The sequence below is a fragment of the Streptomyces sp. NPDC028314 genome (assembly GCF_055565795.1).
The window spans coordinates 324834-339682 of sequence record NZ_JBVHTP010000005.1 but is presented as its reverse complement, the minus strand read 5'-3'; the positions used below and the strand labels follow the sequence as shown (position 1 = coordinate 339682).

The 14849-nt window shown below is 70.4% G+C and carries 12 protein-coding genes; 7 read left to right on the top strand and 5 right to left on the bottom strand.

Annotated features, from left to right (window positions below; translation table 11 throughout):
• Nucleotides 1-41 precede the first annotated feature (41 nt).
• Nucleotides 42-1742: an acyl-CoA mutase large subunit family protein gene (locus ACZ4TG_RS14945; protein ID WP_468162512.1), complete on the top strand. Its 1701-nt coding sequence runs from the start codon at nt 42-44 to the stop codon at nt 1740-1742.
• Nucleotides 1743-1808: 66 nt separating this feature from the next.
• Here ACZ4TG_RS14945 and ACZ4TG_RS14940 read toward each other — a convergent pair whose 3' ends face one another.
• Entirely contained in the window at nt 1809-2465 is a 657-nt protein-coding gene (locus tag ACZ4TG_RS14940; RefSeq protein ID WP_468162510.1) for a TetR/AcrR family transcriptional regulator, read from the bottom strand.
• 302 nt (nt 2466-2767) lie between these two features.
• Here ACZ4TG_RS14940 and ACZ4TG_RS14935 point away from each other — a divergent pair, with 302 nt between their 5' ends.
• The 4 genes from ACZ4TG_RS14935 to ACZ4TG_RS14920 all read left to right on the top strand — a co-directional run bounded on the left by ACZ4TG_RS14935 (nt 2768) and on the right by ACZ4TG_RS14920 (nt 7016).
• Entirely contained in the window at nt 2768-3754 is a 987-nt protein-coding gene (locus ACZ4TG_RS14935) for a tetratricopeptide repeat protein (protein WP_468162508.1), read from the top strand.
• Between the two features lie 595 nt (nt 3755-4349).
• Nucleotides 4350-4988, top strand: a complete 639-nt coding sequence (locus tag ACZ4TG_RS14930; protein ID WP_468162506.1) for a DUF6230 family protein — start codon at nt 4350-4352, stop codon at nt 4986-4988.
• A gap of 113 nt (nt 4989-5101) precedes the next feature.
• Nucleotides 5102-5674, top strand: a complete 573-nt coding sequence (locus ACZ4TG_RS14925) for a DUF6114 domain-containing protein (protein WP_468162504.1) — start codon at nt 5102-5104, stop codon at nt 5672-5674.
• Entirely contained in the window at nt 5664-7016 is a 1353-nt protein-coding gene (locus tag ACZ4TG_RS14920) for a hypothetical protein (protein ID WP_468162502.1), read from the top strand. Before ACZ4TG_RS14925 ends, ACZ4TG_RS14920 begins: the two co-directional genes overlap by 11 nt.
• A gap of 109 nt (nt 7017-7125) precedes the next feature.
• Here ACZ4TG_RS14920 and pyk read toward each other — a convergent pair whose 3' ends face one another.
• The 3 genes from pyk to pta all read right to left on the bottom strand — a co-directional run bounded on the left by pyk (nt 7126) and on the right by pta (nt 11969).
• Entirely contained in the window at nt 7126-8559 is a 1434-nt protein-coding gene (gene pyk / locus ACZ4TG_RS14915; RefSeq protein WP_468162500.1) for a pyruvate kinase, read from the bottom strand.
• Nucleotides 8560-8622: 63 nt separating this feature from the next.
• The gene (locus tag ACZ4TG_RS14910) at nt 8623-9837 is read right to left on the bottom strand and encodes an acetate kinase (protein ID WP_468162498.1); all 1215 of its coding nucleotides are present in this window, start codon (nt 9835-9837) and stop codon (nt 8623-8625) included.
• A 50-nt stretch (nt 9838-9887) separates the two neighbouring features.
• Nucleotides 9888-11969 (bottom strand): phosphate acetyltransferase, encoded by a 2082-nt coding sequence (pta, locus tag ACZ4TG_RS14905; RefSeq protein WP_468162496.1) that lies wholly within the window; start codon nt 11967-11969, stop codon nt 9888-9890.
• A 304-nt stretch (nt 11970-12273) separates the two neighbouring features.
• Here pta and ACZ4TG_RS14900 point away from each other — a divergent pair, with 304 nt between their 5' ends.
• A complete protein-coding gene (locus ACZ4TG_RS14900) occupies nt 12274-13299 on the top strand; it encodes an ATP-dependent 6-phosphofructokinase (protein ID WP_468162494.1) in 1026 nt (341 codons plus the stop codon).
• Nucleotides 13300-13405: 106 nt separating this feature from the next.
• Here the strand turns inward: ACZ4TG_RS14900 and ACZ4TG_RS14895 are convergent, their stop codons facing one another.
• The gene (locus ACZ4TG_RS14895) at nt 13406-14089 is read right to left on the bottom strand and encodes a helix-turn-helix domain-containing protein (RefSeq protein WP_468162492.1); all 684 of its coding nucleotides are present in this window, start codon (nt 14087-14089) and stop codon (nt 13406-13408) included.
• 349 nt (nt 14090-14438) lie between these two features.
• Here ACZ4TG_RS14895 and ACZ4TG_RS14890 point away from each other — a divergent pair, with 349 nt between their 5' ends.
• Nucleotides 14439-14828: a MerR family transcriptional regulator gene (locus ACZ4TG_RS14890; RefSeq protein ID WP_468162490.1), complete on the top strand. Its 390-nt coding sequence runs from the start codon at nt 14439-14441 to the stop codon at nt 14826-14828.
• Nucleotides 14829-14849 lie beyond the last annotated feature (21 nt).

Below are 14849 nucleotides of genomic sequence, written 5' to 3'. Positions count from 1 at the left end.
GCCATCGACATTTACTAGGACGTCCTAGTAAATTCATGGGTATGGACGCTGACGCCATCGAGGAGGGCCGCCGTCGCTGGCAGGCCCGGTACGACAAGGCCCGCAAGCGCGAGGCCGATTTCACGACGCTCTCCGGAGATGACGTCGACCCCGTCTACGGGCCCCGGCCCGGCGACTCGTACGAGGGATTCGAGCGCATCGGCTGGCCGGGGGAGTACCCCTACACCCGCGGTCTGCACGCCACCGGCTACCGCGGCCGGACCTGGACGATCCGGCAGTTCGCCGGCTTCGGCAACGCCGAGCAGACCAACGAGCGCTACAAGATGATCCTGGCCGCCGGCGGCGGCGGGCTCTCCGTGGCCTTCGACATGCCGACCCTGATGGGACGGGACTCCGACGACCCCCGCGCCCTCGGCGAGGTCGGGCACTGCGGGGTCGCCATCGACTCCGCCGCCGACATGGAGGTCCTGTTCAAGGACATCCCCCTCGGCGACGTGACCACCTCGATGACCATCTCCGGGCCCGCCGTGCCCGCCTTCTGCATGTACCTGGTCGCCGCCGAGCGGCAGGGAGTGGACCCCGCCGTGCTCAACGGCACGCTCCAGACCGACATCTTCAAGGAGTACATCGCCCAGAAGGAGTGGCTCTTCGAACCCGAGCCGCACCTTCGCCTCATCGGCGACCTCATGGAGTACTGCGCGAACGGCATCCCGGCGTACAAGCCGCTGTCCGTCTCCGGCTACCACATCCGCGAGGCCGGAGCCACGGCCGCGCAGGAGCTCGCGTACACCCTGGCGGACGGTTTCGGCTACGTGGAGCTGGGCCTCTCCCGGGGCCTGGACGTGGACCACTTCGCGTCCGGGCTGTCCTTCTTCTTCGACGCGCACCTCGACTTCTTCGAGGAGATCGCGAAGTTCCGCGCCGCCCGCCGGATCTGGGCCCGCTGGATGAAGGAGGTGTACGGGGCGAAGACCGACAAGGCGATGTGGCTGCGCTTCCACACCCAGACCGCCGGCGTCTCCCTCACCGCCCAGCAGCCGTACAACAACGTCGTACGGACCGCCGTGGAAGCCCTCGCGGCCGTCCTCGGCGGCACCAACTCCCTGCACACCAACGCCCTCGACGAGACCCTCGCCCTGCCGAGCGAGCAGGCGGCCGAGATCGCCCTGCGCACCCAGCAGGTGCTGATGGAGGAGACCGGCGTCGCCAACGTGGCCGACCCGCTGGGCGGTTCCTGGTACGTCGAGCAGCTCACCGACCGCATCGAGGCCGACGCCGAGAAGATCTTCGACCAGATCAAGGAGCGGGGGCTGCGCGCCCACCCGGACGGGCAGCACCCGATCGGGCCGATCACCTCGGGCATCCTGCGCGGCATCGAGGACGGCTGGTTCACCGGGGAGATCGCCGAGTCGGCCTTCCAGTACCAGCGGTCCCTGGAGAAGGGCGACAAGCGCGTCGTCGGCGTCAACGTCCACCACGGATCGGTCACGGGCGACCTGGAGATCCTCCGGGTCAGCCACGAGGTCGAGCGCGTACAGGTCCAGGAACTGGCCGCACGCAAGGAGCGGCGCGACGACGCCAAGGTGAAGGCCTCGCTGGACGCCATGCTCGCGGCCGCCCGGGACGGGGTGAACATGATCCCCGCGATGCTGGACGCGGTGCGCGCCGAGGCCACGATGGGCGAGATCTGCAACGTCCTGCGCGACGAGTGGGGCACGTACACGGAGCCGCCCGGCTTCTGATCCACCGGATGACGGCCGGTCACGGCGCCCCCGCGGGCGCCGTGACCGGCCTTTCCCGTCCGTGCGTCAGGAACCGGAGGCGGCCTGGGCGGGCGCCGATCCCTGGAGACCGTGCATCAGCAGGGCCGTGAAGGTGGCCACCCAGAGCTCGTCCACCGGCTCGGAGCTCACCAGCGCCCGGTGCACCACCGTGCCCGCGATCACGTCGAAGATCAGGTCCGTGGTGTGGCCGGCGAGGGACTCGTCCTCCTCGTACGGCAGTTCGCCGCGCGCCTGGGCGCGTTCGCGGCCCAGTACGACGAGACGTTTCTGCCGGTCGACGATCGCCGACCGGATCCGGTCCCGCAGCGCCTCGTCCCGGGTGGACTCGGCGACCACCGCCATCAGGGCCGTACGGGCCTCCGGCCGCCGCAGGAGTTCCGCGAACTGCAGGACCACGTACTCGATGTCGGCTTCCAGCGAGCCCCGGTCGGGAAGTTCGAGGGAGTCGAAGAGCTCCGCGACCGCGTCGACGACCAGCTCGTTCTTGCCCGCCCAGCGCCGGTACAGGGTGGTCTTCGCGACGCCCGCCCGGGCCGAGACGTCCCCCATCGTCAGCTTCGACCAGCCCAGCTCGACCAGCGCGTCCCGCGTCGCGGCGAGGATCGCCGTGTCCGCCGCCGCGCTGCGGGGGCGGCCGGTGCGGCCGTGGGGGGAGGTGGTGCCGGAGCCGGGGTTGCGCATGGCGGTGACCATACCCGCCGGTAGGGGAACCGCCGGGGCCCCGATCGCTGTGGTTCAGATCACGGGGCGCCGAAGGCCGCGGGGAGTTACGCTACGGCTCGTAGCGTAAGAGCGACAACCACGCGAAGGCTACTGGCGCCAGGTGGGGACCCGGCGCCGACCAGCACCACAGGCACCAGCCGACCAGCACCACGGGGAACACACGCACCACAGGCCACACGGACCGGGCCGGTGCGAGAATTCATCACGCGATCTTGTCCGATCTTTTTCGTCGGCGCGCGCACACGGGGGAGGATGTACGCATGCAGCCCAGAAACATGTCCATGAGCGGCGTCGTCGACCTCGCCGCTGTGAAGGCGGCCGGCGACGCCAAGGCGAAGGCGGAGCAGGCGCGTGCCGAGGCGGCCCGCCAGGGGGGCGGCGCGGGTCCCGCGTCCGCCGCCGCCGTATCGCCGTCCGAGCTCGTCATCGACGTAGACGAGGCCGGATTCGACCGTGATGTCATCCAGCTCTCCGACCAGGTTCCGGTCGTCCTCGACTTCTGGGCCGAGTGGTGCGAGCCGTGCAAGCAGCTCAGCCCGCTCCTGGAGCGGCTGACCGTCGAGGCGAACGGCCGCCTCGTCCTGGCGAAGATCGACGTCGACGCCAACCAGATGCTGATGCAGCAGTTCGGCATCCAGGGCATCCCGGCCGTCTTCGCCGTGGTCGCCGGCCAGGTGCTGCCGCTGTTCCAGGGCGTGGTGCCCGAGCAGCAGATCCGCGAGACCCTGGCCCAGCTGGTCCAGGTCGCCGAGGAGCGCTTCGGCCTCATCGGCATCCAGGTCGACCCGGACGCCGAGCGGGCCCCGGCCGAGGCCGCCGAGCCCGTCGGCCCGCACGACGCGCTGCTGGAGGCGGCCGTCGTCGCGCTGGACGCCGGGGACCTGGGCGGCGCGGTGCAGGCGTACAAGAACGTACTGGCCGACGACCCGGGCAACACCGAGGCGAAGCTGGGCCTGGCCCAGGCGGAGCTCCTGGTCCGGGTGAGCGACATGAACCCGCAGGCGGTGCGTACCGCGGCCGCCGAGAACCCGAAGGACCCGGCGGCGCAGATCGCGGCGGCCGACCTCGACCTGGTGGGCGGGCACGTGGAGGACGCCTTCGGGCGCCTGGTGGATACCGTGCGGGTGACGTTCGGTGACGACCGGGACACGGTTCGGCTGAGGCTGCTGGAGCTGTTCGAGGTCATCGGCGCGGACGACCCGCGGGTGTCGGCGGCCCGTACGGCGCTCGCGCGGGTGCTCTTCTAGGCCCGGGTCCGGGGGCGTCCCCGGAAGCCGGTGGACCGCCGGCGATTTGTTGACACGTAGATAAACAGCAGCCGCGCTTTACCAAAACTTGGCAATCGCGGCTGCTGTTACTCGCAGTAAGCCGAGCCCCGTGAACTGTCCGGTTGGTTCGGCCTTCTCCTCCTTTGTCGTGGCCCTCGGTTACACCCTGTGTGGCCGCCCGACAACAGTGGGCCTCACCCCGGTTATCCAGCCGTTACCCGCCAGTAACGAACCCCCTTGTGCCCCGGCCGTGAATGGACCACGATCGGCCACGCTCGGTCCTTCCCGCAGAGCCGCTCATCCGGAGCCGCGGTGGAGGGTCCCCACCGAGCCGGCCGGTGGCAGTGGCACCGGCCGTGGGACAGGGGGGTCTCTGCCGCACCGGCAGGGCCTGTCCTCCAGGTTGCGCGAACGCGTGGCCCAGTGGTTGTCGCTCGGGGGTGAACGCCTGTGTACGGACGCGGCCTCGCCGCGGCTCGGCCACTCGCGCTCCTTCCCGAGGACGTAGCACTTCTCCCATCCCAGGACGGGTACGGCCCGGACCGGAGATGTACGTCCGAGAAGGAGGAACAAAATGAGTTCTCAGGTTCGTGGCGGGACCAGATGGAAGCGCTTCGCGCTCGTCATGGTGCCGAGCATCGCGGCCACGGCCGCGGTCGGTGTGGGTCTGGCGCAGGGTGCCCTCGCGGCGTCCTTCAGCGTCTCCGGCCAGGACTTCAAGGTCTCGGCCGACAAGCTCGACGGTGACAACCTCATCCAGTACGGCGGTCTCGCCGAGGGTCACGACCTCAAGGGCAACGCTGCCAAGCACCCGGTCACCATCTCCGGGTTCAGCCACGCCGAGATCACCAACATGTGCCAGTCGCTGGTGACGCCGACGCCGCTGGGCAACGTCACCCTGCAGCTGCGGACGGGCCACAAGGGCCGTCCGGCCGTCGCCGACAACATCTACCTCGATGTTGCCGAGCTCGACGCCGACGCCGAGTTCAAGAACCTCGACATCGGTGTCGCCGTGGGCGACGCGAGCCACAAGACCAAGCCGCAGGCCGGTACGGTCACCAGCCCGTACGCGTTCTCGCAGCGCGCCGACAAGGCGATCCTGTCGAACGTCCGGCAGAAGGCCTGGGCGACGACGGCGGGCACGTTCAAGCTGCCCGACCTCAAGCTGCGCCTGCTGGGCGGCGACCAGCCCTGCTACCAGGACGAGAAGTAATCGGTCCCGGTAGGTGACCGGAGGGGTGGGCGGCGCCGGCAGCGGCCGCCGTCGCCCGCCCGTCCGGGCTCCACATAGTTCTCCGTACCACCGTTTCCAGGGAGCTGTTGTCCATGAACCCCGAGGCCCCGGTTCGCGCCGCAGACGACGCTTGGCTCACCGTGGTGTACTACCGCTTCCATGCCTGGAGCGGCCGCCGACCCTTCTGGGCGGGACTGTTCACGCTCCTCGGTGGTGTCCCGATCGCCTACTTCCCGTACGCGGACCTCCGGCTGGGCAACATCACCCTCGCCATGGCGACCACCGCCGGCGCCGGCTCGCTGATCATCGGCATCCTGCTGATCACGCTGGGCCTCGCCCTCTGGTTCCAGCAGGGCATCCGCGTCTTCGCGGGAGTCGCCTCGATCCTGCTGGCCCTGGTGTCGCTGCCGGTGTCCAACCTCGGCGGCTTCTTCATGGGCTTCCTGCTCTCGATGCTCGGCGGCGCCCTCGCGCTGTCGTGGGTCCCGGGCAAGCCGGCGGAGGCCGGCGAAGCGGCGGCGACCCCTTCCGAAGCCGCGGCGGCGGCCAAGGCGGACGCGATGGCGGGCGGCCCCCTGGGCGTACCCGGCCCCCGCGAGGCGGAAACGGCACACGCGACCGAGACGACTGCCCACGCCGATGGCGGGAGGAACAGTGCGGGGTGACGAGACGCAGCGGGGCGTGGCCCCAGGCGCAGAGTCCCGTGAGAGGAAGGGCCCGCGACACGCGGCGCCCAGGAAGTCGCTGCTGACCAAGCTCCAGATACCCGTCGGCAAGACGATGGCGCTGGCGGCGATGCCCACTGCGGTGTTCGTCGGCATGGGCATGGCGCCGAAGCTGGCCCTGGCCGACGAGGAGATACCCTTCGCGCCCGGTCCGTGCGTGACGCGGTCCGACGAGCCCACGGAGTCGGCTTCCCCGTCGCCGTCGAAGACGCCCTCGCCGAGTACGAGCACCTCGCCCGGCGCGAGCCCTTCGCCGGGTGCGAGCACCGCCCCCAAGCCCGGTCCCACTCCCTCCGCGTCGAAGAAGGCCGAGGCCTCGAAGCAGGCCGAGCCTGCGAAGACGGGGAAGCAGGACACCCCGGCGGCCACCCCGTCGGCGAGCGCCTCTCCCTCGCCCGCGGCGTCCAAGGCCCCGAACCCGCTGGACCCGCTCGGCGTCGGTGACGCCCTCAAGGGTCTCGTCGACGGGCTCGGCAAGCCCCTCCAGGACGCGAAGAAGCCGGCCACCCCGGCGCCCTCCGCGTCCACGGCGCCCGCCAAGCCGGCCGCTCCCGCGCCCGACCCCTCCGCGGACGCGATCCGCGAGGCGGCGAAGAAGGCCGGAGTGCCGGTCGCGGACCTGCCCCAGGACGTCAAGGACTCGGCGAAGTCCCCCAAGGACGAGACGGGCAAGACGGCCGACAAGGACAAGGCCGACAAGGACAAGGACGCCGAGGACAAGGACGCCGAGGACGAGGACAAGGCCTCTCCCTCCCCGTCGGCCTCCGCGACGAAGGACGCGGACGGGAAGGAACCCTTCCCGTGCCCGACCTACGACGCCAAGGCCCTGGCCGACGCCAAGCTGGAGCAGGGCGTCCCGCTCCTGCCGGACGAGCCCTGGTACCTCGACAGCTCGCTGCTGACCCTCTACGGCCTGGACTACGCGGGCATCGTCGAGGTGAAGACCGCGGGCGGCAAGGTCAAGAAGGTCCTGAAGTTCACCGCGGACTCGCTGGACATCAAGGACCTCTACCAGACGGTCGGCAAGGACGGGAACGTCGCCCACCTGAAGTCCCGGCCCGGTTCCACGTCCACGATCCGCGGCGGCACGGTGACCATGTACACCGAGAGCCTCAAGGGGAACCTCTTCGGTCTGATCCCGATCGAGTTCACCCCGAACAGCCCGCCGCCCCTGAACGTCCCGTTCGCGTTCTTCACGAACGTCAAGGTCGTCCAGGCCGGCCAGTTCGGTGGCAACCTCACCGTTCCGGGCCTCAGGAACTACATCGGCCCGGCCGAGTAGGAGTCCCGCCGCAGCACGCACGGCGAACGCCCGAGGGCGGCACCCCGGTGGTCCGGGGTGCCGCCCTCGGTCTCTGTGCGGCAGAGTCGACCGTGGCCGAGCGGGCCGGTCAGGCCTGGGAGGCGTCGCCGCCCAGGTGGTGGACGCGGACCATGTTGGTCGTGCCGGGGACGCCGGGGGGCGAGCCGGCCGTGATGATCATGATGTCGCCCTGGTTGTAGCGCTTGAGCTTGAGCAGCTCGATGTCGACCAGGTCCACCATGGCGTCGGTGCTGTCCACGTGCGGGACGATGGCCGACTCGACGCCCCAGCTCAGCGTGAGCTGGTTGCGGGTGTTGACGTCGGTGGTGAAGGCCAGGATCGGCTGCGTCGCGCGGTAGCGCGACAGCCGGCGGGCCGTGTCACCGGACTGCGTGAAGGCGACGAGCGACTTCGCGTCCAGGAAGTCCGCGATCTCGCAGGCCGCGCGGGCGACGGAGCCGCCCTGGGTACGGGGCTTCTTGCCCGGGACCAGCGGCTGGAGGCCCTTGGAGAGCAGCTCCTCCTCGGCCGCCGTGACGATCTTCGACATCGTCTTGACGGTCTCGATCGGGTAGGCGCCCACCGAGGACTCGGCGGAGAGCATGACCGCGTCGGCGCCGTCGAGGATGGCGTTGGCCACGTCGGAGGCCTCGGCGCGGGTCGGGCGCGAGTTCGTGATCATCGACTCCATCATCTGGGTCGCGACGATCACCGGCTTGGCGTTGCGGCGGCACATCTCGATGAGCCGCTTCTGGACCATCGGCACCTTTTCGAGCGGGTACTCGACGGCCAGGTCGCCGCGGGCCACCATGACCGCGTCGAAGGCGTCCACCACGGCCGCCATGTTCTCGACGGCCTGGGGCTTCTCCACCTTGGCGATGACGGGGACCCGGCGGCCGACCTCGTCCATGACCTTGTGGACGTCCTTGACGTCGTTGGCGTCGCGGACGAAGGACAGGGCGACCATGTCGCAGCCCATCGCCAGCGCGAAGCGCAGGTCGTCGACGTCCTTCTCCGACAGGGCGGGGACGTTGACGGCGGCACCCGGCAGGTTGATGCCCTTGTGGTCCGAGATGACACCGCCCTCGATGACGATGGTCTTGACCTTGGAGCCCTCGACCGCGGTCACGCGGAGCTCGACGTTGCCGTCGTTGATCAGGATCGGGTCGCCCTTGGAGACGTCGCCGGGCAGGCCCTTGTAGGTGGTTCCGCAGATGGACTTGTCGCCCGGGACGTCCTCGGTGGTGATGGTGAACTCGTCACCGCGCACCAGCTCGACGGGACCCTCGGCGAAGGTCTCCAGACGGATCTTCGGGCCCTGGAGGTCGGCGAGGACGCCGACGGCACGCCCGGTGTCCTCGGAGACCTTCCGGACGCGGTCGTACCGCTCCTGGTGTTCTGCCTGGGATCCGTGGCTGAAGTTGAATCGGGCCACGTTCATACCTGCCTCGATGAGCGCTTTCAGCTGCTCATACGAGTCGACGGCGGGGCCCAGCGTGCAGACGATTTTGGAACGGCGCATGAAGCGGATCCTATCCGGTTTGTTTCGTAGCGGAATATTCCGTCTGGTGGAAAGTCCAAGTGACTACTCGGTAACCAGCGCGTACGCCTGGGTGGCGATCTCCAGTTCCTCATCGGTCGGGACCACGGCCACGGCCACCCGGGCGTACTCCGCCGAGACCAGCCGCGGCTCCGGGGAGCGCGCCGCGTTGGCTTCCAGGTCGAGCGCCAGCCCCAGCTCGGCCAGGCCGTCGACGGCAGCTTCGCGGACCTGCGAGGCGTTCTCGCCGACCCCGGCCGTGAACGCCACCGCGTCCACCCGCCCGAGTACCGCCGAGTACGCACCGATGTACTTCTTCAGACGGTGGACATAGGCGGCGAAGGCGGTCGCCGCCGCCTCGTCCCCCTCGCCCGCGCGCCGCAGTACCTCGCGCATGTCGTTGTCGCCGCACATGCCCAGCAGACCGCTCTTCTTGTTCAGGAGCGAATCGATCTCATCCACCGAGAGGCCGCCCACCCGCGCCAGGTGGAAGACGACGGCCGGATCGAGGTCGCCCGAGCGGGTTCCCATGACCAGTCCCTCCAGCGGGGTCAGCCCCATGGAGGTCTCCACGCACACCCCGCCGCGCACGGCCGAGGCCGAGGCGCCGTTGCCCAGGTGCAGCACGATCACGTTCACGTCCTCCACCGGCCTGCCGAGCAGCCCGGCCGTGGCCCGGGAGACGTACGCGTGGGAGGTGCCGTGGAAGCCGTACCGCCGGATGGAGTACTTCTGCGCCGTCGCCGCGTCGATCGCGTACCGGGCCGCGTACTCCGGCATCGTCGAGTGGAAGGCCGTGTCGAAGACGGCCACCTGCGGGAGGTCCGGGCGCAGCGAGCGGGCCACCTCGATGCCGGTCACGTTCGCCGGGTTGTGCAGCGGGGCCAGCGGGATCAGGCTGCGGATCTCGGCCAGCACCTCGTCGTCGACCACCGTCGGCCGGGTGAACCGCGTCCCGCCGTGCACCACCCGGTGCCCCACGGCGGCCAGTTCGGGGGAGTCCAGGCCCATGCCGTCGGCCCTCAGCTCCGCCCCGACCGCCTCCAGCGCCGCCTGGTGGTCGGCGATCGGCTCCAGCCGCTCGCGCTTGCCGCCCTCGACGCCCGGGCGGGCCGGCACCTCGTGGACGAGCCGTGAGGTCTCCTCCCCGATCCGCTCCACCAGGCCGACGGCGAGGCGGGAGGAGTCCGCCATGTCGAGGAGCTGGTACTTCACCGACGAGGAGCCGGAGTTGAGGACGAGTACGCGCGATGCGGTCACAGGTGCGGTGCCTTCTCGTGTGTGCGGGGGTGGGTGGTGCCGTACGGGGATCAGCCGGCCGACGGCTTGGACTGGGCCTGGATCGCGGTGATCGCCACGGTGGTGACGATGTCCTGGACCAGGGCGCCGCGCGAGAGGTCGTTGACCGGCTTGCGCAGCCCCTGCAGGACCGGGCCGACCGCGACGGCGCCCGCCGAGCGCTGCACGGCCTTGTACGTGTTGTTGCCGGTGTTGAGGTCGGGGAAGATCAGTACGCTCGCGCGGCCGGCCACCTCCGACTCGGGGAGCTTGGTCGCGGCGACCGAGGGCTCCACGGCGGCGTCGTACTGGATCGGGCCCTCGACGGCGAAGCCGGGGCGCTGCGCGCGGACGATCTCGGTGGCCTTGCGGACCTTGTCTACGTCCGCGCCGGAGCCGGAGGTGCCGGTGGAGTACGAGAGCATCGCGATCCGCGGCTCGACGCCGAAGGCGGCGGCGGTGGCGGCGGACTGGACGGCGATGTCGGCGAGCTGCTCGGCGTCGGGGTCCGGGTTGACCGCGCAGTCGCCGTAGACGAGGACCTTGTCGGCCAGGCACATGAAGAAGACCGAGGAGACGATGGACGCCTCGGGCTTGGTCTTGATGATCTCGAACGCCGGCCGGATGGTCGCGGCGGTGGAGTGGACCGATCCGGAGACCATGCCGTCGGCCAGCCCCTCCTGCACCATCAGGGTGCCGAAGTAGTTGACGTCGGTGACCACGTCGTTGGCCAGCTCGACGGTCATGCCCTTGTGGGCCCGGGCCTTGGCGTAGTACTCGGCGAAACGTTCCCGCAGAGGGGAGGTCGCCGGGTCGATCAGCTGGGCGCCCGAGATGTCGAGGCCCAGGTCGCCCGCCTTCTTCAGGATCGCCTGCTCCTCGCCGAGCAGGGTCAGGTCGCAGACCCCGCGGCGCAGCACCACGTCCGCGGCGCGCAGGACGCGCTCCTCGGTGCCCTCGGGCAGCACCACGCGCCGGCGCTCGGAGCGGGCCCGCTCCAGCAGCTCGTGCTCGAACATCATCGGGGTGACCCGCTCGGAACGGGCCACCGACAGCAGGCCGCGCAGCTCGGCGGTGTCCACGTGGCGCTCGAACAGGCCCAGCGCGGTCTCCAGCTTGCGCGGGGTCGCGGAGTTCAACCGGCTCTGCAGCGAGAAGAGTTCGGCGGCCGTCGGGAAGCTGTTGCCGGCCACCGAGACCACCGGGGTGCCGGGTGCCAGCTTCGAGGCCAGCGTCAGGATGTCCTCGGTCGGCCGCTCGTTCAGGGTGAGCAGCACGCCGGCGATCGGCGGGGTGCCGGAGGTGTGCGCGGCCAGCGCGCCGATGACCAGGTCGGAGCGGTCCCCGGGGGTGACGACCAGGCAGCCGGGGGTCAGGGCGTTCAGGAAGTTCGGCAGCATCGCGCCGCCGAAGACGAAGTCCAGCGCGTCCCGCGCCAGCCCGGCCTCGTCCCCGAGGAGCACCTCGCCGCCGAGCGCCCGGGTGATCTGGGCGACCGTCGGGGCGGAGAGCGACTTGTCGTCGGGCAGGACGTAGCAGGGCACCGGCAGCCGGGCGGCCAGGCGCTCGGCTATGAGGTCCCGGTCCTCGGCGGCCACCCGGTTGACCACCATCGCCACGACGTGGCAGCCCAGGCTCTCGTAGGCCCGGTAGGCGTTGCGGGTCTCGGCGCGCACGGCCTCGGCGGGGTGCTTGGTGCCGCCCACCACGGGCACGACCACGGCCCCCAGCTCGTTCGCGAGACGGGCGTTCAGCGCGAGCTCGTCCGGCAGGTTGGTGTCGGCGTAGTCGGTGCCGAGGACCAGCATGACCTCGTAGTCGCGGGCCACCCGGTGGTAGCGGTCGACCAGCTGGGACACCAGCTCGTCGGTGCCCTTCTCGGCCAGGATCGCCGAGGCCTCGTAGTACTCCATGCCGTAGGCGGTCGCCGCGTCCTGCTCGATCCGGTAGCGGGCCTTGAGCAGGTCGAAGAGCCGGTCCGGTCCGTCGTGCAGCAGCGGACGGTAGACGCCGACCCGCCCCGTCTGGCGGGTCAGCAGCTCCATGATCCCCAGCTCGACGACCTGGCGGCCGTCCCCCCGCTCGATACCGGTCACGTACACGCTGCGCGTCACGCGTGCTCTCCGTCCATGTTTCGCTCCGGCGCGGTTCTGGGCGCCGCGAGCGGTCTGCGAGTCGGTTGTCCCATTAGTGTGGGCTTGACCTCTTGACAATACCTCTGCGGATGGATAAGCCGCCCGCCGGGAAAAAGGCCTGTCCAGGGGGCCGAAAGGCCCATCGGGGAGAGCGGTGCGCAGCGCGCCCCGCCCCCGGCCCGTGGAACAATCGGACAGGCTTCATCAATACGCCCTTCATATGTACGGCTGTCCGCCCGCACGCGTTCGGCCCGGTACGACCAGGAGCAGGAGACACAGCACGATGCGTATCGGAGTTCTCACCGCAGGCGGCGACTGCCCGGGCCTGAACGCTGTCATCCGGTCGGTCGTCCACCGTGCTGTCGTCGGGCACGGAGACGAGGTCATCGGTTTCGAGGACGGTTTCAAGGGCCTCCTCGACGGCAACTTCCGCCCCCTCGACATCAATGCCGTCAGCGGCATTCTCGCCCGCGGCGGCACGATTCTCGGTTCAGCGCGCATGGAGCGCGCCCGCCTCCACGAAGCCGCCGAGAACGCGCAGGAATTGGCCACGCGCTACGGTATCGACGCCCTCATCCCGATCGGCGGCGAGGGCACCCTGACCGCGGCCCGGATGCTGTCGGACGCCGGGATGCCGGTCGTGGGCGTGCCGAAGACCATCGACAACGACATCTCCTCCACCGACCGCACCTTCGGCTTCGACACCGCCGTCATGGTCGCCACCGAGGCCATCGACCGCCTCAAGACCACCGCCGAATCGCACCAGCGCGTGATGGTCGTCGAGGTGATGGGCCGGCACGCGGGCTGGATCGCCCTGGAGTCCGGCATGGCCGGCGGCGCCCACGGGATCTGCCTGCCCGAGCGCCCCTTCGAGGTGGACGCCCTGGTGAAGATGGTGGAGGAGCGGTTCTCCCGCGGTAAGAAGTTCGCCGTCATCTGCGTCGCCGAGGGCGCGCACCCGGCCGAGGGCTCCATGCCGTACGAGAAGGGCGCGATCGACGCGTACGGCCACGAGCGCTTCGCCGGCATCGGCAACCGCCTCGCCGTCGAGCTGGAGCGCCGCCTGGGCAAGGAGGCCCGCCCGGTCATCCTCGGCCACGTCCAGCGCGGCGGCGTGCCCACCGCGTACGACCGCGTCCTCGCGACCCGCTTCGGCTGGCACGCGGTCGAGGGCGTCCACCGCGGCGAGTTCGGCAACATGACCGCCCTGCGCGGCACCGACATCGTGATGGCCCCGCTGGCCCACGCCGTCACCGAGCTCAAGACCGTGCCGGACGACCGCATGTACGAGGCCGAGTCCGTCTTCTGACCGGCCCGCGCGGCGGGACCGACGTCCCGGATTCCACCGCCGAACGGCCCCGCCGCGTTCCCCTCGGGGACGCCGCGGGGCCGTCGTGCGTGGCGGCGGGTGTGTCCTATCCCGCACCGCCGGCGACCGCCCAGAAGCGCTCCACGATCTCCGCGAGGTACTCCCGGCCGGAGTCGCCCGTGCCGGCCGAGCCCTCGCCGCCGCCCCAGCTCAAGGTCGCCACCATCCGCGACTGGTACTCGCCGTGCAGCTGCTCCAGCACCCGCTCCAGGTGCGGCCTGGGCACCGGCAGCAGCTTGGACAGCGGCTTCCCGTACGCCTGCCAGCGCGTGGTGACGGCGCTGCGCAGCAGGTCCGCCAGCTCCTCGTGCTTGCCGGTCGCCGTCACGAACTGGGACAGGGTCAGCCCCAGCGTCGCGGCGAGGGTGGCGGACTGCCGCTCGTTGCCCTTCCAGCGGCCGGTGTCCTCCATCTTCTGGTAGGCGTTCGCCTCCAGCCCGATGCGCCGGGCCAGGTCCTCGGGGGCAAGCCCCCGGGCGATCCGGTGCTCCCGCAGGGTGACCGGCTCGGCGAGCAGTTCCGCGGGGGAACACCAGAGCACGCCGGCGAGTGCCGTGAGCTCGACCGAAGTGGGTGAGACCTCGCCACGCTCCCAGGCCATCACGGTTTCGGGCGCGACATTCAGTCCGTACTGGGCGCGCAGGCCATAAGCGACGTGGCCGGGCGCCATGCCCAGGGCCGCGCGCAAGCGCCGCGCGGCGGGGGCATTGAAAGGAGGGCTGGAGTGCACAAGCACACCGTAGGAGTGGCCAAGGCGTGGCGACTACATACCTTTCAAACAAGCCCATAACTCGTAGGAAAGTCCTATCGAGTTCGGCGTTTTAAGCCGGTTTCTCGGCGACTGTCCGGTAATCGGATCCGTTCGATGATCCATTTCAAGGGTACGGATCAAGCCAATCCATTTCCGGGTCACCGAAAGACCCGTCCAGTGATCCGCGTCACACACCGTGAACCGGCCATCCTTCCCGTACGTGATCCATACCGGGGCCCTCGCATACGGGGGTAGCGAGGGCCCCCGAATCCTCCCTCCCGCCCGCCCGCCTTGCCTTGACGTCGGCGTCAAGGCCTACGGTCGGGACATGCGCATCGGCGAACTGGCGGAGCGGGCCGGGACCAGCACGCGGACCCTGAGGTACTACGAGTCGCGCGGGCTGCTGCCCGCCCGGCGGACCGGCAACGGCCACCGCACCTACGACGAGGACGACCTGCGCCTGCTGCGCCAGATCCGGACGCTGCAGGACTTCGGCTTCGAGCTGGAGGAGACCCGGCCGTTCGTGGAGTGCCTGCGCGCCGGGCACCCGGCCGGGGACTCCTGCCCGGCCTCGCTCGCCGTCTACCGGCGCAAGCTCGCGGAGCTCGACGGACTCATCGGGCGGCTGGCCGACGTGCGGGACACCGTCGCGCGCCAGCTGGCCGACGCCGAGGAGGCCGCCGGAGAGGCCGCCGTACCCCGCTGCGAACTGACCTGACGAGAAGGCCGACGAGAGGGA

What these genes read in the sequence shown, in the direction of transcription:
- ACZ4TG_RS14945 (WP_468162512.1), top strand. Translation starts at nt 42, where the DNA reads ATGGACGCTGACGCCATCGAGGAGGGCCGCCGTCGCTGGCAGGCCCGG.
- ACZ4TG_RS14935 (WP_468162508.1), top strand. Translation starts at nt 2,768, where the DNA reads ATGCAGCCCAGAAACATGTCCATGAGCGGCGTCGTCGACCTCGCCGCT.
- ACZ4TG_RS14940 (WP_468162510.1), bottom strand. Translation starts at nt 2,465, where the DNA reads ATGCGCAACCCCGGCTCCGGCACCACCTCCCCCCACGGCCGCACCGGC.
- pyk (WP_468162500.1), bottom strand. Translation starts at nt 8,559, where the DNA reads ATGCGCCGTTCCAAAATCGTCTGCACGCTGGGCCCCGCCGTCGACTCG.
- ACZ4TG_RS14900 (WP_468162494.1), top strand. Translation starts at nt 12,274, where the DNA reads ATGCGTATCGGAGTTCTCACCGCAGGCGGCGACTGCCCGGGCCTGAAC.
- ACZ4TG_RS14890 (WP_468162490.1), top strand. Translation starts at nt 14,439, where the DNA reads ATGCGCATCGGCGAACTGGCGGAGCGGGCCGGGACCAGCACGCGGACC.
- ACZ4TG_RS14925 (WP_468162504.1), top strand. Translation starts at nt 5,102, where the DNA reads ATGAACCCCGAGGCCCCGGTTCGCGCCGCAGACGACGCTTGGCTCACC.
- ACZ4TG_RS14930 (WP_468162506.1), top strand. Translation starts at nt 4,350, where the DNA reads ATGAGTTCTCAGGTTCGTGGCGGGACCAGATGGAAGCGCTTCGCGCTC.